Below are 21,679 nucleotides of genomic sequence, written 5' to 3'. Positions count from 1 at the left end.
AAAACGAAGGTCAGGCGGCCTTGGCGGTGTCAAGCAGGGCGCGGATGCGGGGGATCACATGCTCACCCACGCGGTACGCCTCTTCCAGATGCGGGTTGGCGCCCAGGATGACGCGGTCGATCCCGGCCCGCGCGTAATCGGCGATGGTGGCGGCCACGGTGTCGTAGGACCCGACCAGACCCACACCTTCTTCGCCGCGCAGGGCGGCGAAGCCGGCCCACTGATCATCGCTGCGCCGGAAACTGTCAAAGCCGGGACGGTCGGCGGGTTCGCCCGACAGGCGCTGCACCCGCCGGCCTGCGGCTTCCCACTGCCGGCGCAGATGATCCCATGCCGCCTCGTCCGAATGGCGGGTGATGATGTCGGCGGCCAGGGCAAACCGTACATCCCGGCCATCGGCGCGGGCACGTACATCAGCGATGCGGGCCTTCAGTTCATCCAGCGGGGCCGGGGTCAGCAGATAGACATCGGCATGGCGTCCGGCCAGGGCCAACTCACCCTCCGTATCCCCGGACAGATGGATTTCCGGCAGCTTCTGTCCGGCCAGCGGACCGGCAAAGCCGCCCTTTTCCACCTCGTAATAGGTACCCTTGTAATCGAAGGGCGCCTCATTCCAGAAGCCCTTGACGATGTCCAGGAACTCACCCGTGCGGGCCACCTGTTCTTCGCGCGACCGGCTGCGGCCATGCCAGGCGCCGTCTTCGCCATCATCGATATGCAGATGCCAGGCCAGCCGGCCCGTGGTCAGGCGCTGAAAGCTGGTGGCGATCTTGGCGGCATAGACAGGCGCGATGAACTGGGCCGGGAAAGAGGGCAGCAGCTTCAGCCGCCGCACCTCATTGGCCAGCGATCCGGCCACGATCAGCGGCTCTTCGCCGCCCGATGTCTGCGGGATGGACAGGCCGTCAAACCCCGCCAGCTCCGCCGCGCGCGCCACCTGTACCAGCAGGTCGTAATAGGTGAAGCCGTCGCGGCCCGTGCCGGTGCGGGCAAAGTCCCGCTGGTGACCGGCGGGGTGGGCATAGTCGCCCCGGTTCCAGTCCCGGCGGTCGGCGGCGCGGCCATCACCCTGGGGCGGAAGGCGCCAATAGAACTCAATGCTCATCGCGGACACTCCATGCGGCCCGCCCCCGGTCCCCTGGACCTCCGGCGTGGCTTCCGTTATATTGGAGAAACTGTCCGCTAAATTCACACCATCGCGGATGGTGTGTCAATATATTTTACATATCGATGTTATGATGGATGTTCGAGATTTCACCCGACCGACTGGGCATAGGTGATGACCATGTACATCACCGCTTCCTCATCGCCGGGATTGGCGTAGGAATGGGGTAGGTCGGCGTTGAACCAGGTGGCGTCGCCGGCATCCAGGGTGACATGCTCCGTCCCGACGCTGATTTCGATGCGGCCCTTGGTGACCACGATATTTTCCACCGTACCGGGCGCATGGGCGCTGGCCTTTTCCAGGCTGCGCGGCTTCACGATCAGTTCGTAGAATTCCGTCTTGCGCTCGCCCTCGAACGGGAACAGGGCGCGTGAGGTGAAGCTGCCATCCTTGGAGGTCAGCAGCTTGGCATCGCCCGCCCGCATCACGCGCAGGTTGGCGCGTTCGCCCCCACCCATCAGGGTGGAGAAGGGGATGTCCAGCGCCGAGGTGATCTTCCACAACAGCCCGATGGTCGGCATGGATCGGCCCGTCTCAATCTGCCCGATCATGGCGCGGCTGACGCCGGCGGCCTTGGCCAGCGCCTCCAGCGACAAGCCGCGCTTAGTGCGGATGCGCTTCAGGTTGGCACCGATCAGCTCCCCCAGCTCATCCGCACTGGTGTCGGGCTTCACGGCTTCCAACGCGTCGTCCAGCATCTCGTCCTTGGCCATGGTGCGCAGCCTTCCACGCAGTAAGGGTTGTATTGGCAGCATGGCACAGGATGCAAAAACGTCCACTATATTTTACGGACGTATGTTATAACGTCCATTCAATAGAGCGACATGATCCCGACCTTTGATCCGCCTTGCGGTTTACCCAGCCGGCCACGGTTTTTCAAGCCGCCCACCGCCGCATTCCCCATCCTTGGAGCCATTTCATGTCGAACACCGTTCGTACATCTGCGCATCCCGTCTCCCCGCTTTTCCTGGAACGCTGGTCGGCCCGGTCGCTGACAGGGGAGACGATCAGCGAGGCGGAACTGCTGACCCTGTTCGAGGCGGCGCGGTGGGCGCCGTCGGGGTTTAACCAGCAGCCATGGCGCTTTGTCTATGCACGGCGTGAGGGCGACCATTTTCCGCTGTTCCTCAACCTGCTGGCGGAGACCAACCGCCCATGGGCGGAGAAGGCGGCGGCCATTGTCTTTGTCCTGTCGGAAAAGCGGTTCGAGCGGAACGGCGAATGGCATGACAGCACCTCGCACGCTTTTGATACCGGTGCCGCCGCCTTCAGCCTGTCGCTGCAAGCCAGCATCCTGGGCTGGAACACCCGCACCGTGGGCGGCATCAACCGGGCCGATGCCAAGGTGGCGCTGGGCGTTCCCGATGATTACAGCATCAATGTCGCCATCATCATCGGGCGGCGCGGGGCCGCCGATGAATTGCCGGAGAAGTACCGGGCACGCGAAGTGCTGACCGACCGCCTTCCGTTGGAACGGATCGTGGCGGAGGGGCGGTTCGTGCCCGCGTGACATCGGATGCGCGGGGCCGTCCGCCGACGACCGGTCGGTTCCGCGCAACGCTGTGAAACATCGAAATGGTGCGTGTTGCACAGGCCATGACAGGTGCAGGACACAATGGGGGCGTTGACAGGGTCAGTATAACAGCGGCGTCCATCGCCCGAAACAGTTAGGGGCCATCCGGTGGATGGCCCCTTTTCGTTCACGCCCGTCTGTCCAGCAGCTTGCGGGCCGCTTCCAGGGGGCGCGGGTCGGCCCAGGCGCGCAGGTCGAAATCATGGTCCAGGAAACCATGGACCCACAGGAACTTCTTCTGCTGTTCGAACAGGGTCAGACGTTCCTCTGACAGGTCGGGATGCAGGCTTTTATGGAAGTCCGGGCCATAGGCTTCGGTCACGGCATCGCGGCTGCCGCGCGTTTCGGCCTGCAGGATGTCCTTCACCCCGTCCAGATTGCCGGCGGCCCAGTCAGCGGCGCGCAGGGTCTGTGCCAGGAAGCGCACCACCAGATCGAAATGGTTTTCCAGCAGGTGGTTGTTCACGGTGATGGGCCGCGGGGTGCCATTATTCACCCGGAAACGGCGTTCGGGCAGCCGGTCCAGATCGATGCCGACCACGACACCATATTGACGGGCGGCGTCGACAGCGGCTGCACCCTTCACATAAACGGCGTCCACCTTACCGGCGGCCAGCGCATCCAGCGCCCAGAGTACGCGGACACTCTCGCCACGGGGATCATTGCCGCCGGCAAGATCAGTCCCACGGCCATTGGCACGGCCCGACGCCACCTCAACGAATTCCACATCGTCAAAGGTCAGGCCCGCGAACGACAAGGCCCCCTTGTAGCCATGCAGGGACATGCCGCGCGCGATGGAGGTGCCACGCACATGGTCGGGGATGGGGTTGTCATTGTAGGAAGGCAGGGCCAGACGCTTGCCCTTCAGGTGCTTGGCCTCGGTAATCCCGCTGTCGGGACGCACCAGAATGGATTGCCATTCGTCGATCCAGGTGAGGCCGATCAGCCGGGTCGGCGCGCCTTGGGCACGGGCACCCAGCGCCAACATATTGCCACCCTCCCGGATCAGGGAGGTCAGGGCATGGTCGTAATGATGGCGGCGAAGCTGCTGCTGCCCGGTTTCCTGCAATGTTTCCAGGTCGATGCTGTCGCCTGTGAACTCCTCGCCCAGCCATCCCAGCTTGTAGGCCAGGCCGGTGGCGGTGGGCACGGGGCAGCGGGTGAACCAGATCTTGTCCAGGGTGCTGGCGGCTGCGGTGGCCGGGGTGTGGATGTCGGGCATGGGTGTTTCCTTTTTTGGGGGGGGAGGCGGGCGCAAGCGTGCCGGCGACGTCGGCATGGGTGCGGACGAAGGGCGGGCGCGGGAGTATGCGAGATGGCAACTTAACGAATGAATTTCTAATATATTGGACAGCTGGGCACAAGGGGGGAAAGTGGGAAATCGTAGGTCAGGTCGAGGGCGAGAGCCTGAGCCCTGACAGGCAAGGATTGACGGCCTTTTCTGTCAGGGCTCGCGCATCGCGCTCGACCTGACCTACTTACGCCGCAGGCACGGCGGTGTTGGCTTCATAGGCGCGATAGAGGCCGGCATAGGCGCCGCCGGCATTGATCAGGGTCTGGTGGCTGCCGATTTCCACGACGCGGCCCTGGCGGATGACGGCGATGCGGTCGGCGTCGCGGATGGTGGCCAGACGGTGGGCGATGATGATGCTGGTGCGTCCCTCGCACAGGCGGCGCAGCGCCCGCTGGATGCGGCGTTCGGTATGGACATCCACCGCCGATGTCGCCTCGTCCAGCACCAGTACGGCGGGATCGGCGATATAGGCGCGGACAAGGCAGACCAACTGCCGCTGGCCCAGGCTGAGATGGCTGCCCATGGGGCCGACCTGGGTGTGATATGCCAGTGGCAGCGCCTCCAGCACCTCATCCGCGCCTAAATCGCGGGCGGATTCGATCAGGTCGGCATCGGTGGCGTCGGGGCGGGCGAGGCGCAGATTGTCCAGGATGGTGCCGCCGAACAGCACATTATCCTGCAACACCACGCCGACATGTCGGCGCAGACTGCGCTGTGACAGGCGGCGCACATCATGGCCGTCGATGGTGACGGCCCCGCCATTGGCGTCATAGAATCGGGTCAGCAACTGTACCAGGGTGCTTTTGCCATGGCCGGTGGGGCCGACAATGGCCAGCACCTCGCCCGCCTGGATATGCAGGTCCAGTTCCCGGATCACCGGTTCGGGACGGCGCGGATCATAGGCAAAGCGGACATTGTGAAAGCCGACATCACCGCGCACGGCGGGCAGGTCGATGGCATCATCGGCGTCCACGATGTCGGGCTTGGTATCCAGCGTCAGGAAAATGCGCTGGGCACAGGCGGAGCCATTGGCATAGCGTTCAAACAGGTCGTTCAGTTCCTGCAACGGGCCCAGGAATTGGAACACAAAGAACAGGCTTTGCGCCAACTGTCCCGCCGTGATCTCCCCCAACGCCATGCCGCGCGCGCCGACCACCAGCATCATGGCCATGCCCGTCGTGGTCAGCAGGGCGGTGAAGGGGGCGAACCAGCCGGTCTTGATATTGCCGCTGACCAGCGCCCAGGAGAAATCCCGCACCAGCCAGGAATAGCGGTCCCAATTCTGCTTTTCCCGCACCATCTGCTGGATCAGGCGGACACCGGAAACACTTTCGACCAGATGGGCGGTGAAGCGGCTGCGCGCCTCTGCCACCCGTGCCCAGCGGCTTTGTGAAATATGCTTGAACAGCCAGGTGGCAGCCACCAGCACCGGCACGATGGCGGCCAGCGACAGGAACAGGTCATGGCTGATTGACCAGAGCAGCAGCCCGGCCAGACCACAGCGCAGCAGGGCCGACAAAAGTTCCGGCGGCCCCTGGATCAGCAGCGGTTCCAGTGTGTCGACATCGCGGTCGACACGGGAAATGATGCGGCCCGCCTTGGTCCGGTCGAAATAGCCGACGCTCAACCCCTGGACATGGGCGAAGACCTGGATGCGCAGGCCGTTCAGCACCCGCAGGGCCGCCGTGCTGGCCAGATAGCGCGACAGGCCGCCCAGTGCGAAACGTACGGTCCAGGTGGCGAACAGGCCCAGGGCGGCCCAGAGCACAACCTGGGTTTCGGTCTGCCAATGATCGCCGGTTTTGATGAATCCATGGTCGATGACATAGCCGATGAAGAAGGGACGCAGGAACACCGCCATGGCCAGCAGCGCCTCAATCCCGATCACCGATGCGATGCGGTGGCGGACGGGGGCCAGCAGGGGCAGCAGGCGTCTGGCCATGGAGCGGTTGAGCGAGGTTTTGGCCAGATGTTCCTCAATCTCGATATCGGACAGGGCCTTCAGGCTGCGGTTGGGTGGCATCGTCAGATCCCCATCAGATCACGGTAGGCGGCGCTGTTCTGCGAAAGTTCGGCATGGGTGCCGCTGGCCGCGATGCGCCCGCCGGACAGCAGCAGCACGCGGTCGGCCATCAGGATGGTGGAGAGTTTGGAGGATACGACCAGCAAGGTGACGGGGGAGCCCCGGTCCCGCAGGCCCCTGATATTCTCCAGCACTCGCCGTTCGGTGGCGGCGTCCAGGGCGCTGGTCGCGTCATCCAGCGCCAGGATGGCGGCACCCGACAGCAACGCGCGGGCCAGACAGAGCCGTTGACGCTGCCCGCCCGACAGGGTGACGCCCCGGTCGCCCAGCTTGGTGTCGAACCCGTCGGGCAGGTGGTCCAGGATTTCATCACCCGCAGCCAGGGCCAGGGCTTGGCGTAGTTGGTCCTCCGTTGCCTCTGGTCGGGCGAAGCGCAGGTTGGCGGCCAGACTGTCGGAGAACAGGAAACTTTCCTGCGGCACCACATGCACCTGCCGGCGCAGGGAACCGGTATCCAGGGCGCGGATGTCGGTCCAGCCGCGTGCGTCGGTCCCGACCAGGATGGAGCCACCATCAAGATCGGCCAGACGCGGCAGCAGGGACAGAAGCGCGCTTTTGCCCGATCCGGTATTGCCGACAATGGCGACAATCTCCCCCGGTGCGGCCCGGAATGACAGGTCGTTCAGGATATCGCGCCCACCACCGGGGGCCGCCAGCCGCACCCGTTCCAGGCGCAAACCTAGGGGGCCTGGGGCCAGAAGCCGGTCACCGGGTTTGATCGCCGGTTCCTCATCCAGCAGTTCCCAGATGCGGGCGGCAGAGGCGCGGGCATCGGCGAAAGTCTGGATGATGGTGCCGATGCTTTCAACCCGCAGGACCAGCGTATTGGCCGCCAGCAGGGCTGCCACCAGCGCGCCCACCGTCAACTGATCGGCACCCACCAGCAGCGCGCCGTAGCCCAGGACCCAGACATGGGACAGGGCCACGATGGTCTGTGGCACCGGAATGTTGCGGGTGGCGTAGGACAGCGCGTCGCGGGCGGCATCGGTGAAGCGCGTCACCTGTGCCTGGAACCGGTCGATGCGGGTGGCCTCCAGCCCGAAGGCCTTGACCACGCGCACGCCATTGATGCCTTCCGACAGATCCTGGTTCACGGCGTCATAGGCCTCTCCCACCACGCGGTCCAGGGCGACCAACCGGTCCGTCTGCCGCAGCAGGACCGTCAGGCCCGTCAGCATGGCTGCCAAGGGCACAATGCCTAGGGTCGGCGCGTACCAGAACAGGATGGAGACCGACGCGATGAGGATCATGCCCGTCTCCACCACCTGTCGCCAGAAGCCGACAAGCGCGTCGCGCACCTTGTCGCTGTCGCGGGTGGTGCGGGTGATCAGCTCACCAATACCGTGGCGCCAGTGATAGGTCAGGTCCAGACGCTGTACCTGCGCCAGGATGCGCTCGCGGATGATGGTCAGCAGTTCCTGACCGATGATCAGGGCCAGGACGCCCGCCCCGTACTGCACGATGGCCCGCGCCCCGGCCAGCCCGATCAGGGCCGCCAGCCAGAACCAGGCTCGGTCGAAATCCAGGCCGCCATCCGCCGTCCGCACCACCACCTGCCCATTGCGCACCTCGTCCACGGCATGGCCGATCAGCCATTGCTGCCAGGCCAGGGAGCCGTTGACGATGGCGTAGAGGAACGCGGTGAGGGTGAAGCGGATCGGCATCTCGCGGTAAATGGCGAGCAGGCGCAGCAGGGGCGAGGCGGCCAGGAAGGATTTGGTGGTCGCCATGATATTTCCTTGGGGGGAAAGACTTATTCCAGCGCTATATCGTCATCCCGGCGAAAGCCGGGACCCAGGAGTCCCAAGTCGGACCTTGCAGCAGCGTTGATCAACGCCGCGTTGACGTCTGTGCAAGTGGCCCCTGGGTCCCGGCTTGTCGCCGGGATGACGAGGAGGGGGACGCGACGCCTATTCCGCCGCTTCGGCGAAGCGGGCCTTGCGGCCACGGACCAGGGGGATCACTTCCTCGCCGATGCGGTAGGCTTCTTCCAGATGCGGGCTGCCGGCCAGGATGAAGCCTTCGACGCCCAGATTGATCAGGGTGTCGATGCGTTCAGCCGCCGTTTCATAGGAGCCGACAACGCCCAGCGGCGTGCCCTGACCGCCCAGCACGCCCAGGCCGGAGAAGAAGCCGTCGATCTGCAGATCCTTCGGGTCCTTGTCGCGCGACGGGATCAGGTGCGGGGGCAGAGGAGAGCCGATGCCGTCGCCCCGACCACGCGCCTTCAACTGCCGGTCACGTTCATCCCAATCGACATTGGCCCAGGCGCGGCGCACCTCGTCCCAGGCTTCCTCTTCGGTCTCACGCGCCAGGATGTTGAAGCGCACGGCGGGCTTCACCTTGCGCCCTTCCTTGGAGGCCAGTTCGCGCACGCGGTCGAACTTGATGCGCAGGCTTTCCAGCGGTTCCATATGGGTCAGGTTGAAATCGGCATGTTTGCCCTGCGCCTCCAAGGCGGCGTTGGACGAACCAGCGAAATAGAGGCTGGGGAAGGCCTGTCCGGCCAGGGGGGCGGGCAGCTGTGCATTGTCCAGCTGGAAGAACTTACCCTGGTAGGAGAAGGGCTTGCCGTCCCACAGGCCCTTGAACACGTCCAGGAACTCGGTCGTGCGATTGTAGCGGTCATCATGGGCGATACGGTCACCCCACCAGAGCTGTGACGGACCGCCGCCGCCGGTGATGATGTTGAAATTCAGCCGCCCACCCGAGAGGCGCTGCAGGCTGGCCGCCGCCTTGGCCGCATAGGCCGGGTCGATCCAGGCCGGCTGAAAGGCGATCATGAACTTGAAGGTTTTGGTCCGCCGGGCGATGGCGGCACTGATCACCCAGGGATCGTCGGTATTGGGGAAGGAGGGCACCAGCCCGCCATCAAAGCCCGCCAGTTCGGCGGCACGGGCAATTTCCAGCAGATGATCGTGATAGGGAACGCCGTCCGGCTGCCCCTGCACCAGACCGGGCGCCTGATTGCCCGCCTTCAGCGGACCCCAGTCGCCACGCGTGTCATGGGGTAGGGAGACATCGGCGCGGTCGCCATGCGTGGGCAGGCGCCAGTGGAACTCAACCATCATCCATCTCCATCGGATACCGCCGCGGCTCACCAATTCGGCCTTGGCGGTGTCGGTAGAGAGAATGACAACATAACAGATGTAATGCAATTATATTGTACATTGCGTGTCCATTATAGCAGATACGCAGCGGCTGCCAAGCGGATGATGTCCTTGCGTTGTCTGCCTTCTGTCCCGCAGGGCGGCGGCGTGGTGTCAATATGTTGTCGGAAAAAATCACATTTATAAAATGTTGTTTGTGGTAAATTTTTCGCATTTTCCACAAAGATGCTATTGCGGCGCACCATCCAATATATTAGACATGCATCTGTCATCCTGTGGTGAGGGTGGCGGGTACGAACCTTCCCCCGGATATCCTCTAGGATGGATGTGATGAACGCCATGGCCCCAAGGGCATTTCACCGCTGTTGAACGGGAACCGCCGGTACCGCGCGCTGATCACGGCGCCGCCGCCAGGTCCCCCTGAAACACAGCCCCCCTTTCTCTGCGCAGCCCGATTTCCGCTGCGGCGCCCTCTGTCGGCGCCGGCGGGGCGGGTGCGTCCATCGTGACCGAATTCCAAGGATTGATGAAATGACCCGTTCCCGCCGCCTTCTGCACACTGTCAGCGCCCTGGCCCTGGTGGCCGTTCCCGTCACCGCCCTGGCCCAGGAACAGAAGGTCGAGGCCCAGCAGGTTGCCGATGCCACCGAAGTGGCCGAAGCCGGCATTATCGACGACATCATCGTCTATGCGCAGCGTCGCGGGCAGAAGGCATCCGACGTGCCGCTGGCCCTGTCGGTTTTGACGGGCGATGATCTGCTGAAGACGGACCAGCTGCAAACCACCAATGATGTCGTGCAGTTCGTGCCGAATGCACAGGCGTTTCAACCGCATGGACCGTCGCGGGCCCGCTGGTTTGTGCGTGGCATCGGCACCAACAATACCGGCAACAACACCATCAACCCGCTGGGCATCTATTACGACGATGTCTATATCGCCAGCATCGCCAACCAGGGCTATCCCCTGTTCGATATTGAGCGGGTGGAGGTGCTGAACGGGCCGCAAGGCACGCTGTGGGGCAAGAATTCCAATGCCGGTGCCATCAATTTCGTCTCCCGCAGCCCGGAATTCACCCGCAATGGCTATGCCAAGTTCGGGATCGGCAGCTATTCGGAGAAGCTGTTCGAAGGGGCAATTGGCGGGCCGGTGGTCGAGGATAAGGTGGCCGCGCGCGGCGCCTTCTACTTCAATGACTGGAAGGGCTGGCAGAAGAACAACTTCAACGGCAAGCACCATCCCGGCGGGCAGGATGTGGCCGGTCGGTTCCAGTTGCTGTTCAAGCTGGCAGAGGATCTATCGATCCAGCTGAACGCCCATGGCCGCAACTTCTCCGGCCCGCAGCAGGGCACGAATTATGCGGCTTCCACGGTCACGACCAACAGCACGGCGGCCTGGCGTTCGGTCTATCCGACCGGTTTCCCCACGGGCGCGCCGGATGAGACGACCAGCAATGATCTGCGGCCGGAGGAACTGGAGGCGCGCGGCACCAACGCCAAATTCGTCTGGGACGGCAAGGGCTTCACCGTCACCTCCATCACCGCCTATGAGGATAACAGCCAGGAGCTGGAAACCGGCAACGCGCCCATTCCCACGACCAGCGCCTTCTATAACAATGGCATTCCGTTCAGTCAGACCTACACCATTTCGGACAGTTGGCAGGCCAGCCAGGAACTGCGCATCGTATCCAATGATGACAGCAAGCTGACCTGGCTGGCCGGTCTGTACGGGTTCAAGGGCGTGCTGGATAACCGGGTGGTGCTGGCCAATTATGTGCGCGGCAATCCGGGGGCGGCCACGTCCACCGGCAATGCCTGGGGCACCGGCCCGCAATTCACGGACAGTATCTACCGTCAGGAAACCAAGAATTACGCCGGTTTCGGCAATCTGGGCTATGCCTTTACCGATAATTTCAAGGTGAATGGTGGTGTCCGTTGGTCGAAGGAGGAAAGCAGTTTCGACTGGACCTATGGTGCCGCCAACATCACCGGCACGCAGGCGACGTTCATCGCCAATCTGCCGCAGGTGGGATATCAGAGCTATGCCCCCCGCGACCTGATCTTCACGGAGCGCGCGACACAGGATACCAGCGCCTGGACCTATGACATCACGCCTGAATATATCTTCAATGATCAGTTCCGCAGCTATTTCCGCTTTGCCCATGGCGTGCTGCCCGGCGGGTATACCAATACCGGCAATGTCCTGATCCCCACGGGCAGCACGGGCACCTTGGCGTTGCCGCTGACCGCTACGGGGTCGCGCCCCGCCGCCATCCGCGTCAACCAGATCTATGTGATGAGCCCGGAGAAGATCGACAGCTATGAGGTCGGCTTCAAGACGAACTTCTTTGAGCGGCGCGTGTCGCTGGACCTGACCGGCTTTTATTACGACTACACCAATCTGGTCGTGAATGTGCCGACGCAGATCGACCCGCTGCCGGCCAATGCCACCGTGCTGTTCCGCAATGCCGGTGCGGCGGAGATCAAGGGGCTGGAGGCGCGGTTGAACGCGACGCCGTTCGCCGGGTTCCACCTATCGGCCAGTGCTGGCTATCTGGATGCCGAATACACCAAGGATTTCGGCAATACCGCCACCATCCTGGGTGCGCGCCCGCCCCGCACGTCGAAATATACCGCCAGCTTCAATGCCAGCTATACCCACGCCCTGCCGGGCGGCGGCAGCCTGTCTTATGGCGTGGACGGGAACTGGCGGTCGAAATTCTACTTCTATCCGACCATCGCGTCGCAGATCACCAGCCCCGATCCGCTTCTGGCCCAGAAGGCCTATGCGCTGTTCAATGGCCGGGTCGGCTGGACCGTCAATGACGAGGACACGCTGTCCTTCGACCTGTCGGTCAGCAACCTGTTCGACAAGACCTACAAGAACCACGCCCTGCCGATTGCCAGCGGTTATTCGAACCAGCTGTACGGCAAGCCGCGCACCTTCCTTGCATCAGCCACTGCACGCTTCTAGGGCCGTTAACGGCCTCGGCGATTGAGGACAACCAAAGGAGCAGAACCATGAGCAAGACACCTGTCGATATCTGGTACACGCGCTGCGGTGGGGCCACCGCCTCCACCCTGGCCATTCAGAAGGGATGGCTGGCGGCGGAGTTCGACCCGGCGGAGGTGACGCTGCATTCCCTGCGGGACAGCAATGAACGGTCGGTGCGCGAAAGCCATTATGACCATTCCATCACCGCCATGTTCCGTGAAGGTGGCAACATCCCGCCCATCTGGGCGCGGGCGCGCGGGGCCGATACGGTGGTGCTGGGCATCACCTGGGTGGATGAGTTCCAGTCCGTCGTCGTGCGCGCCGACAGCCCCATCCGGGAACTGTCGCAGTTGAATGGCAAACGCCTAGCCGTTCCCAACTATGTCGGCAGCACCATCGATTTCCAGCGCGGGGCCAATTTCCATGGCTTCGCCAATGCCCTGTCGCTGGTGGGGTTGGGGCGCGATGATGTGGAGTTTGTCGATATCGATATCGACCGTGCCGCCGGTGACAATCCGGGTCCGTCCGGTTCGGCCGAATTGGCGGCGCTGGCCACGGGCCGGGTGGATGCTGTGTTCCTGCGTCAGGCGTCGGGATACAAGCTGGCGGCGGAGCGGGCACCGCACCTGCGTGAGTTGATCCGCCTGACCGACGTGTCTGACCCGTTCAAGCGGATCAATAATGGCACGCCGCGCCCGGTGACGGTGCATCGGCAGTTTCTGGACACGCATCCCGATCTGGTGGTGCGTTATCTGTCGGTTCTGCTGCGCGCTTCCGATTGGGCGGTGGCGAACCCGGATGGTGCCATCGCCGCCATCGCGGAGGAGGATGCCAAGGTCGGCACTGCCATCACGGCAGCCACCTTCCCCAAACTGGCCACGTCGCTGCGTCCGCGCCTGACGGCGGACTATGTCGCCGGGCTGGAGGCGCAGAAGAATTTCCTGCGCGATTGGGGCTTCCTGGCGGGTGATTTCGATATCCAGGACTGGATCGTCGAAGGGCCGCTGGCGGAGGCCGAACGGTTGGTCGCACGGGCTGTGGCGGCGGAGTAGGATCGTAGCGCGGATTAGGCGGAGCCGTAATCCGCGGGGCGAGGCCGGGGTTTCCCGCGGATTACGGCTCCGCCTAATCCGCGCTACGCAACCATCGTCAGGGCCATTCTACGGCTTGCATGTGTCCAATTTGACAGCGATATTTCTAATATATTGACATGTGCAGCTGTAATATGGTCCACTGCCTTCATCGGGAAATGACCCGGCCCAAACCCTAATATCACCAAATCGCGGCGCGTACCCTGGCGTCCCTTGCGGGCGTCTGGAGACGTGCGTCCTGGAGGTTCTATCCCATGGCCCCGCCGAAACGACAATTGATCCTGAATGTCTTCCTGACCCGCCATGGGCATCATCCGGGGGCCTGGCGACAGCCGCAATCGCCCGGCGGCGGTAATCCTTCCCTTGCCTATTGGGCAGAGCAGGTGAAAACGGCAGAGCGTGGCAAGCTGGATGCCGTGTTCTTCGCGGATTTCGTGGGCAATGGCGGGGCGGATGTACGCGGGACGGGTCGCCGACCGGCGGGGCAGGGGTTCGAGCCGCTGACGCTGGCCGGTGCCTTGTCTGCGATAACAGACAAGATTGGCATCGTCGTTACGGTGAACACCAATTTCAACGAGCCGTTCAATCTGGCCCGCCGCATTGCCTCGCTGGACCATCTGTCAGGCGGGCGCATTGGCTGGAATGTCGTGTCGTCCCTGTCGGATGGGGCGGGTAAGAGTTTCGGCGTTGAAAACCCGTTGGAGCATGCCGAGCGCTATGCCCGCGCGGGAGAGTTTATCGACGTTACCCGCCAGCTCTGGGACAGCCATGATGACCGGGCATTTGATCGCCCGGACAAGGAAGCCGGCATCTTCCTGGACCCGACATCGGTGCATCCCGTGCATCATGCCGGACGCTTTTTCAAGGTCGATACGGTTCTGGACATCGCGCGACCCATTCAGGGCTATCCGGTCATTGTCCAGGCTGGCAATTCCGATACCGGGCGCGAGTTTGCCGCGAAATATGCCGAGGTGATCTATGCGTCGGCACAGTTCCTGGAGGATGCCCAGGCCTATTACAGGGATGTGAAGGGGCGCTTGGCCAAATATGGCCGCCACCCCGACCATTTGAAAATCACACCCGGCCTGTCCTTTGCCATCGGGTCCAGCGAGCAGGAGGCCCGCGACAAGTTCGAGGCGTTGCAGGCGTCGGTGAATTTCACTGGCCCCATCGAACTGGGGGGCCATGACCTCACCGGTTACGACCTGGATGGGCCATTGCCGGATTTGCCGGAACCCGCCAATGGCAAGGGGCGCTGGCAGCAGCTATTGACGCTGGCCCGGCGGGAGAACCTGTCCATCCGGCAATTGATCCTGCGCTTCAATGTCGTGCGCGGCCATCGGGTGCTGCTGGGCACGCCGGAACAGATAGCCGATCAGATCGAGGATTGGTTTGTGCGCGGCGGGGCCGACGGCTTCAACCTGATCCCACCGCTGCTTCCCGATGGTCTGCGTGACTTTGTTGATCTGGTGATCCCGCACCTCCAACGGCGCGGCATTTTCCGCAGCGAGTACGAGGGCATCACCCTGCGTGAGCATCTGAAACTGCCGCGCCCCGCCAATCCCAACACGCGCCGCGCTGTCGCGGCTGAATAACGGAGAAACACCATGTCCAACACCCTGACCGATGTCGAACTGTCCGAATATGTGGCCCAGGCCAAGACGGATGCGGCCTTTGCGTTTGAGTTCCTGAAGGATAGCGGCACCCTGACCGCCAGCCTGATCTTCAACATTGCGCACCGCATTCCGGGCCATGACACGCTGCTGTCGGTCCGGTTCCCGTCGCCCTGGACGCGCGACAGGCAAGTCAAGATCAGCATCTCCAAATTCTCCGACCATAAGGATCATATCCTGTCGGAGGAGCGGCTGGAGGCGAATACGCTGATCCATGCCCATACCCCGCATCTGGCGGCGTGGTCCCTGTCGCATAAGCCGTTCCCGATCCTCTATGTCGCGGCCCAGCGGCATCTGCTGGCCCGCGAAATCCCCAACCATCTGGAACGGACGCGCACGGTTCTGGATGTGGTGCGGGAACGGCTGGACAAGCACCCGGAGCTGGCCCCGCCGCCGGCCCTTCTGGAAAGCAATGGCGGCGCCAATTTCTGGGGCACGGGCATCCTGAAGACGGCGCAACTGATCCTGCTGATCGAGGAAAGCGCCCGGTTGCAGGCCATCGCCGCGCAGATCGGCGGGGCGCAGGTCTATACGCCCGGTGCCTTGGACCTGCAATGGAGGCGCACCGGCCTTCTGGAAAAGGCGCGATCCTATGCGGGCGATTACGCGCCGGCGTGATTGGTTGGCCCTACCTACCAAATTTCGTCATCCCGGCGAAAGCCGGGACCCAGGGGCCAAGTGCCCGACCCCGCCACTGTACTGATGACAATGGCGGAGGGTTTTGATCCTGTGGCCCCTGGGTCCCGGCTTGTCGCCGGGATGACGATGAAGGGGCAGCTTTCAAGGCATCGCCATGTGGCCCTATATCATCAAGCGCCTGTTCATCATGATCCCCACCCTGCTGGGCGTGCTGACCTTCACCTTTCTGGTGACGCAGTTCGTGCCCGGTGGGCCGGTGGAACATGCGTTGGGTGAGATGGACCACGCGTCGGCGCGCGGCGGTGCCGAGGGTGGGCCGGCGGAAGGTGGTTGGACCTATAGCGGGCGCAAGGGCATTGACGCCGCCCAGGTGGAGCAACTGACCCAGCTTTACGGTTTCGACAAGCCGCCATTTGAACGCTATCTCCTGATGGTCGGTAATTTCCTGCGGTTTGACCTGGGCGACAGTTATTTCCGCAATGACAGTGTCGCCAGCCTGATCCAGTCGAAGCTGGGCGTGTCGGTGGCGCTGGGCACCTGGACCTTTATCCTGACCTATCTGATCTCCATCCCGCTGGGGGTGGCCAAGGCGGTCAGGGTCGGGTCGCGGTTCGATGTGGCGACGACGGTGCTGGTCCTGCTGGGCTATGCCGTGCCGGGCTTTGTGTTGGGCGTGTTGCTGATCGTGCTGTTTGGCGGCGGGTCCTTTTGGGACATTTTCCCCTTGCGCGGGCTGGTGTCGGAAAACTGGGATGAGCTGTCGCCCGGTGCCAAGGTGCTGGATTATCTTTGGCATGTCACCTTGCCGGTGACGGCGTCGGTTGTGTCCAATTTCGCCATCAAGACCTTGATGACGAAGAACACCTTTCTGGATGAGCTGGGTAAGCAATATGTTCTGACGGCGCGGGCCAAGGGCCTGTCGGAACGGCGCATCCTGTGGAAACATGTGATGCGCAATGCCCTGCTGCCGATGATCACGGCCTTTCCCATCACCTTCATCTCTGCGTTTTTTACCGGCAGCCTGTTGATCGAAAGCCTGTTCTCCCTCGATGGGCTGGGGCTGCTCTCCTATGAATCGATTGTCAGCCGGGATTTCCCCGTGGTGCTGGGTGCCCTCTACCTGTTCACGCTGGTGGGGCTGATCATCAAGCTGCTGGGCGATATCGCCTATGTGCTGGCCGATCCCCGCATCAAATACGACGCCCAGGAGGCTTGAGCGATGAGCGCGCCCGACATCAACCTGTCGCCGGTGACCAGTGCCCCCTTGTTCGGGGAGGGCCGCCTGCGTCCCGCCGTTGAGACGCGCGCGCGCCCGGCCACCTGGTGGCAGGCGTTCCGTCGTCATCGCCTGGGCTATATCAGCCTGATCATCTTCGCCAGCCTCTATGCCATCAGCCTGTGCGCGGAGTTGGTGTCGAACAACAAGCCGCTGGTCGTCTATTATGGCGGGGAGTTCTATTTCCCGCTGGTCTGCGATTACCCGGAGGCGACCTTTGGCGGCAATCTGCCGATCACCACTGACTATCTTGACCCCTATATTCGTGCCCGGCTGAACAGCGACGGCAATTTCGCGCTTTATCCGCCCAACCCGTTCGGCTTTGACACGCTGGCCTATTATTCCCCCGCCATCCACCATCCGGGCGCACCCAATCATCAGAATGTGCTGGGCACCGATCCTGTCGGCTATGATGTGCTGGCCCGTCTGATCTATGGGTTTCGGATTTCGGTGACGTTCGCCCTGGCCCTGACCCTGTTCGGCACCGCGCTGGGTATCCTGATCGGGGCCATCCAGGGTTATTTCGCGGGTAAGATCGACCTGTTCGCCCAGCGCCTGATCGAGATTTGGGGGGCGATGCCAGAGCTTTATCTGCTGATCATCTTTGCCAGCCTGTTTCAGCAAAGTTTCCTGCTGCTGTTCGCGCTGATGACGCTGTTCGGCTGGGTGCATGTGTCGGACTATGTGCGGGCGGAGTTCCTGCGCAACCGGCAGCTTGAATATGTGAAGGCGGCGCGCGCCCTGGGCCTGTCCAGTTGGCAGATCATGTTTCGCCATGTCTTGCCCAACAGCCTGACGCCGGTCATCACCTATCTGCCGTTTCGCATGTCGGCGGGGATCATGGCGCTGGCCAGCCTGGATTTTCTGGGCCTTGGCGTCACCAATGCGCCGTCGCTGGGCCGGTTGCTGTTGCAGGGCAAGGAGAATTTGGACGCCTGGTGGATTTCGCTGTCGGCCTTCACGGTGCTGGTCGGCACCATGTTGCTGCTGACGTTTATCGGGGAGGCGTTGCGCGCGGCCCTGAATACGCATGCACGCGGCCGGGGTGATGTGTGATGAGCGTACCCTTGCTGTCGCTGACCGATGTCACCATCCGCTTTGGCGCCAAACCCGCGGTGGAGGGGCTGTCGCTGGAGGTGTATCCAGGGGAACGGCTGGCGCTGGTCGGGGAAAGCGGGTCTGGCAAGACTGTCACGGCCCTGTCCATTCTGCGTCTTGTCGCCAATGCCACCATCAGCGGGTCGATCCGGCTGGAGGGGCAGGAGCTTCTGACCAAGTCGGAAACAGAGATCAGGCAAATCCGGGGCGGTGATGTCGCCATGATCTTTCAGGAGCCGATGACAGCCCTGAACCCGCTATTCACCATCGGCAGCCAGATTGTGGAGACGCTGACCCTGCATGAAGGGCTGTCGCCACAGCAGGCGCGGGTCAAGGCTATCCAACTGCTGGCCCGCACCGGCGTGCGCGAGCCGGAACGGCGGATCGACAGCTATCCGCACCAGCTTTCCGGTGGGCAGCGGCAACGCGCCATGATCGCTATGGCGCTGGCCTGCCGACCCAAACTGTTGATCGCGGATGAGCCGACCACGGCGCTGGACCCCACGGTGCGGGCGCGCATCGTCAAGTTGCTGCTGGATTTGCAGGCGGAGGAGGCGGCCAAGGGTCGGCCCATGGCCATCCTGCTGATCACCCACGATCTCCATCTGGTGCGCCGCTTCGCCCAGCGGGTGGCCGTAATGGAACGCGGGCGCAAGGTGGAGGAGGGGGCGACGGAAGTGATTTTCACCGCGCCGCAGCACCCCTATACCATCCGGCTGCTGAACAGCCTGCCCGTGCGGCAGGTGAAACCGCTGGCCCCCGATGCCCCCATCCTGCTGGATGCCAAGGGGTTGCGGGTTGAATATCCCAAACCGTTACCCGGCTGGCGCGGTTGGCTGGGCCAGGGGCGGTTTGTGGCGGTGGCCGGGGCCAATCTTCGCCTGCGGGCGGGGGAGACCATCGGTGTGGTTGGGGAAAGCGGATCGGGCAAATCCACCCTGGCCCAGGCGCTGTTGAACCTGATCCGTCCGCAGGCCGGCGAGATCATCTTTGACGGGCTGCCCATTACGGCGCGGTCAAAGCTGGAGCGGCGCAAATTGCGTGCCCGCCTGCAGGTGGTGTTCCAGGACCCGTTCGGATCACTGTCGCCCAAGCGTACCGTGGAACAGACGGTGGGGGAGGGGCTGGAACTGCATTTCCCGCACCTGACGACTGAGGAACGGCGGGCGCGCATCGTGCGGGTGCTGGAGGAGGTGGGCCTGTCGGAGAATGTCCTGCATGCCTTTCCGCACCAATTCTCCGGCGGTCAGCGCCAGCGTATTGCCATTGCCCGTGCCATCGTCCTGGAACCTGCTGTCCTGATCCTGGACGAGCCGACATCGGCACTGGATGTGTCTATCCAGAACCAGGTGCTGGACCTGCTGCGTCGCCTTCAAGACCGGTACAACCTGGCCTATGTGCTGATCAGCCACGATCTGTCGGTGATCAATGCCCTGGCCCACCGGGTCTATGTCCTGAAAGATGGCGAGATTGTCGAGGATGGCGACACCGAACAGGTCATCGCCACCCCCCAGCATCCCTATACGCAGAGCCTGATTCAGGCGTCACTGTAGGTCATCACCATGAAGCGCCTTGTTGCGACCTTGTTCGCCAGCCTGTTTCTCGCATCCCCCACGTTGGCCGCCCATGGCGTCGCCCAGTTTGGGGAGCCGAAATATCCCGCCGGTTTCAGCCATTTTGACTATGTCAATCCTGACGCGCCCAAGGGTGGCTCCGTCACCTTGTCGCTGATTGCGCAGCACAGCAGTTATGACAAGTTCAACCCCTTTAATCTGAAGGGAAAGCTGGCACCCGGCCCGCTGGAACTGATGTTTGAGACCTTGACGGTCAACAGCCTGGATGAGGTCAATACCCAGTATGGGCTGCTGGCCGACGATATCAATCTGGCCCCGGATTTCACCTGGGTGGAGTTCCGCCTGCATCCCAAGGCAAGGTTCAACAATGGGGACCCGGTCACGGCGGCGGACGTCAAGTATTCCTTCGACACGCTGACCTCCAAACAGGCCAGCCCACGCTTCAAATCCTATTTCGCGGAGATCAAACGGGTCCTGGTGGTGGACAGTCGGGTGGTGCGGTTCGAGTTTGTCCGCCCTGGCCGCGACCTGTCTTTTGTCGCGGGCAGCCTGCCGGTCTTCTCCCCCAAATGGGGTTTGAAGCCCGATGGCACGCGCACAGATTTTGCCGATCTGCGGCTGGAGGAGCCGATCACCAGCGGGCCCTATCGGATCGAACGGGCCAACCCGTTATCCATCACCTATCGCCGTGACCCTTCCTATTGGGGGGCGGATATCCCGACACGGCGCGGCGGCTATAATTTCGATCAGGTTGTCTATAAGCTTTACAAGGATGTCGATACGCAGGTCGCGGCCTTGCGGGCGGGTGATTTCGATTTCTTCAACGAAACCCGCATGCGCTACTGGTGCTGCCAGTTTATCGGGGAGCGGTTTGAGAAGGGGGAGTTGATCAAGGAGAAGGTGCCCAACGGGTCCCTGTCCCCGATGAGCGGCTATGTCCTGAACCTGAGACAGCCGCGATTTCAGGATATCAGGGTAAGACAGGCGCTGTTCCTGGCCTATGACTGGGAATGGCTGAACCGCATGATCTTTGACAGCGAGTTCGAGCGTCAGGATGGTTTCTTTGCCAATTCGAATTTGGCGGCGCAAGGGCGGCCCAGTGCGGCGGAACTTGCCTTGTTGGAGCCATTCCGCGACCAGTTGCCGCCATCCGTGTTCGGCCCCATGGTCAACCTGCCGCGCACGGACAGGCCGGGCGGTCTGCGCGCCAATTTGGCCCAGGCGATGGAGTTGTTGGCCGATGCGGGTTGGCGTAATGTCGACGGGGTCTTGCGCAATGAGAAGGGGGAGCCGTTCACATTGGAGGTGACGGGCGGCAACGGCAATGTGCTGCTGGATGCCTATTACCTGAACCTGACGAAGATGGGTGTGCAACTGACCCGCCGTGTGGCCGACCCGACCGTGGACCGCCAGAAATTGCGCAATTTCCAGTTCGACTTCACGTCCATCGCCCTGCGCAAGGCCCGCGACCCGGCCCCGGAACTGTGGCGCAACTTCAACAGCGCCGATGCCGATATCAAGGGATCGGAGAATATCGCGGGCGTCAAATCGCCGGTCGTCGACGCCCTGATGCGCACCCTGCTGGAGGCGCAAACGCCCGAACAGGTGCAGACGGCGGCCAGCGCGCTGGACCGGGTGCTGATGCACAATTACTACGTTCTGCCCTGGCGCTATCTGAAGAACCATTATCTGATCTATCATCAAAGACTGCGCCGCCCCGCCATCGTGCCGGGCTATTTCGGGCCGTACGAATGGCTGTTGGCGGCGTGGTGGGATAGCACGGCGATGGTGTTGCCGACATGACCGTCACTCTGGCCGGCATCACCAGCATCACCAGTGCCGAATATCGAAGGTGAAATTCCCGTCCTCCTGCCGTTCCGCCACGGCACAACGCGGTGCCAGCTAGCCGGGGATAGACATGCCCAGGAAACGGCAACTCACCCCTATCAGATGCAGGGCGGCGGCAGATCTGTGCCGTCATGTCGGTCGTCCTTCAATAAGGGCGAACCAAGCTTAGCAAACTGTCCGCTCACGGGGGACCAGCTCCTTTTGAGGGTCAGGGCAATCGCTTCAGGTTAACGGGATTATTATTTCCGGGCTATCGGTTCTGTG

At 62.8% G+C, this 21,679-nt stretch carries 15 protein-coding genes; 9 read left to right on the top strand and 6 right to left on the bottom strand.

All coding sequences use genetic code 11. The features are described from left to right. Positions 1 to 10: 10 nt before the first annotated feature. Both ACODSP_RS05095 and ACODSP_RS05090 read right to left on the bottom strand, forming a co-directional pair. On the bottom strand, positions 11 to 1,105 hold the full coding sequence (locus ACODSP_RS05095) for an LLM class flavin-dependent oxidoreductase (protein ID WP_488964547.1): 1,095 nt from the start codon (positions 1,103 to 1,105) through the stop codon (positions 11 to 13). 149 nt (positions 1,106 to 1,254) lie between these two features. Beyond that, a complete protein-coding gene (locus ACODSP_RS05090) occupies positions 1,255 to 1,878 on the bottom strand; it encodes a helix-turn-helix domain-containing protein (protein ID WP_488964546.1) in 624 nt (207 codons plus the stop codon). Positions 1,879 to 2,084: 206 nt separating this feature from the next. Between ACODSP_RS05090 and ACODSP_RS05085 the strand changes: the two genes are divergently transcribed. Then, entirely contained in the window at positions 2,085 to 2,675 is a 591-nt protein-coding gene (locus ACODSP_RS05085; RefSeq protein WP_488964545.1) for a nitroreductase family protein, read from the top strand. Positions 2,676 to 2,865: 190 nt separating this feature from the next. On the opposite strand, the gene ACODSP_RS05080 is transcribed toward ACODSP_RS05085, so the two are convergent. From ACODSP_RS05080 to ACODSP_RS05065, 4 genes are all read right to left on the bottom strand, one after another. Next, a complete protein-coding gene (locus ACODSP_RS05080) occupies positions 2,866 to 3,960 on the bottom strand; it encodes an ABC transporter substrate-binding protein (protein ID WP_488964544.1) in 1,095 nt (364 codons plus the stop codon). Between the two features lie 256 nt (positions 3,961 to 4,216). Next, positions 4,217 to 6,055, bottom strand: coding sequence for an ABC transporter ATP-binding protein (locus tag ACODSP_RS05075; RefSeq protein WP_488964543.1), 1,839 nt, complete (start codon positions 6,053 to 6,055; stop codon positions 4,217 to 4,219). A gap of 2 nt (positions 6,056 to 6,057) precedes the next feature. Next, complete coding sequence (locus ACODSP_RS05070) at positions 6,058 to 7,845, bottom strand: ABC transporter ATP-binding protein (protein WP_488964542.1); 1,788 nt, start codon at positions 7,843 to 7,845, stop codon at positions 6,058 to 6,060. Between the two features lie 180 nt (positions 7,846 to 8,025). Further along, positions 8,026 to 9,186 (bottom strand): LLM class flavin-dependent oxidoreductase, encoded by a 1,161-nt coding sequence (locus ACODSP_RS05065; protein WP_488964541.1) that lies wholly within the window; start codon positions 9,184 to 9,186, stop codon positions 8,026 to 8,028. Between the two features lie 570 nt (positions 9,187 to 9,756). On the opposite strand from ACODSP_RS05065, the gene ACODSP_RS05060 reads away from it, so the two are divergent. From ACODSP_RS05060 to ACODSP_RS05025, 8 genes are all read left to right on the top strand, one after another. Next, on the top strand, positions 9,757 to 12,195 hold the full coding sequence (locus tag ACODSP_RS05060; protein WP_488964540.1) for a TonB-dependent receptor: 2,439 nt from the start codon (positions 9,757 to 9,759) through the stop codon (positions 12,193 to 12,195). Between the two features lie 47 nt (positions 12,196 to 12,242). Then, the gene (locus ACODSP_RS05055) at positions 12,243 to 13,268 is read left to right on the top strand and encodes an ABC transporter substrate-binding protein (protein WP_488964539.1); all 1,026 of its coding nucleotides are present in this window, start codon (positions 12,243 to 12,245) and stop codon (positions 13,266 to 13,268) included. 293 nt (positions 13,269 to 13,561) lie between these two features. Beyond that, entirely contained in the window at positions 13,562 to 14,902 is a 1,341-nt protein-coding gene (locus ACODSP_RS05050; RefSeq protein ID WP_488964538.1) for an LLM class flavin-dependent oxidoreductase, read from the top strand. 12 nt (positions 14,903 to 14,914) lie between these two features. Next, positions 14,915 to 15,598, top strand: a complete 684-nt coding sequence (locus ACODSP_RS05045; protein ID WP_488964537.1) for a class II aldolase/adducin family protein — start codon at positions 14,915 to 14,917, stop codon at positions 15,596 to 15,598. 175 nt (positions 15,599 to 15,773) lie between these two features. After that, positions 15,774 to 16,835: a microcin C ABC transporter permease YejB gene (locus ACODSP_RS05040; RefSeq protein ID WP_488964536.1), complete on the top strand. Its 1,062-nt coding sequence runs from the start codon at positions 15,774 to 15,776 to the stop codon at positions 16,833 to 16,835. A 3-nt stretch (positions 16,836 to 16,838) separates the two neighbouring features. Continuing rightward, a complete protein-coding gene (locus tag ACODSP_RS05035; protein WP_488964535.1) occupies positions 16,839 to 17,951 on the top strand; it encodes an ABC transporter permease in 1,113 nt (370 codons plus the stop codon). Further along, a complete protein-coding gene (locus ACODSP_RS05030; RefSeq protein ID WP_488964534.1) occupies positions 17,951 to 19,546 on the top strand; it encodes an ABC transporter ATP-binding protein in 1,596 nt (531 codons plus the stop codon). The genes ACODSP_RS05035 and ACODSP_RS05030 overlap by 1 nt, the downstream gene beginning before the upstream one ends. Positions 19,547 to 19,555: 9 nt before the next feature. After that, positions 19,556 to 21,370 carry an extracellular solute-binding protein gene (locus tag ACODSP_RS05025; protein WP_488964533.1) on the top strand — a complete coding sequence of 605 codons (1,815 nt, stop codon included), beginning with the start codon at positions 19,556 to 19,558 and terminating at the stop codon, positions 21,368 to 21,370. The last annotated feature ends 309 nt before the right edge of the window (positions 21,371 to 21,679 follow it).

The organism is Niveispirillum sp. FG156, from assembly GCF_057809555.1.
Note: the sequence above shows the minus strand (reverse complement) of the source record. Positions and strands in the feature narration are given on the sequence as shown.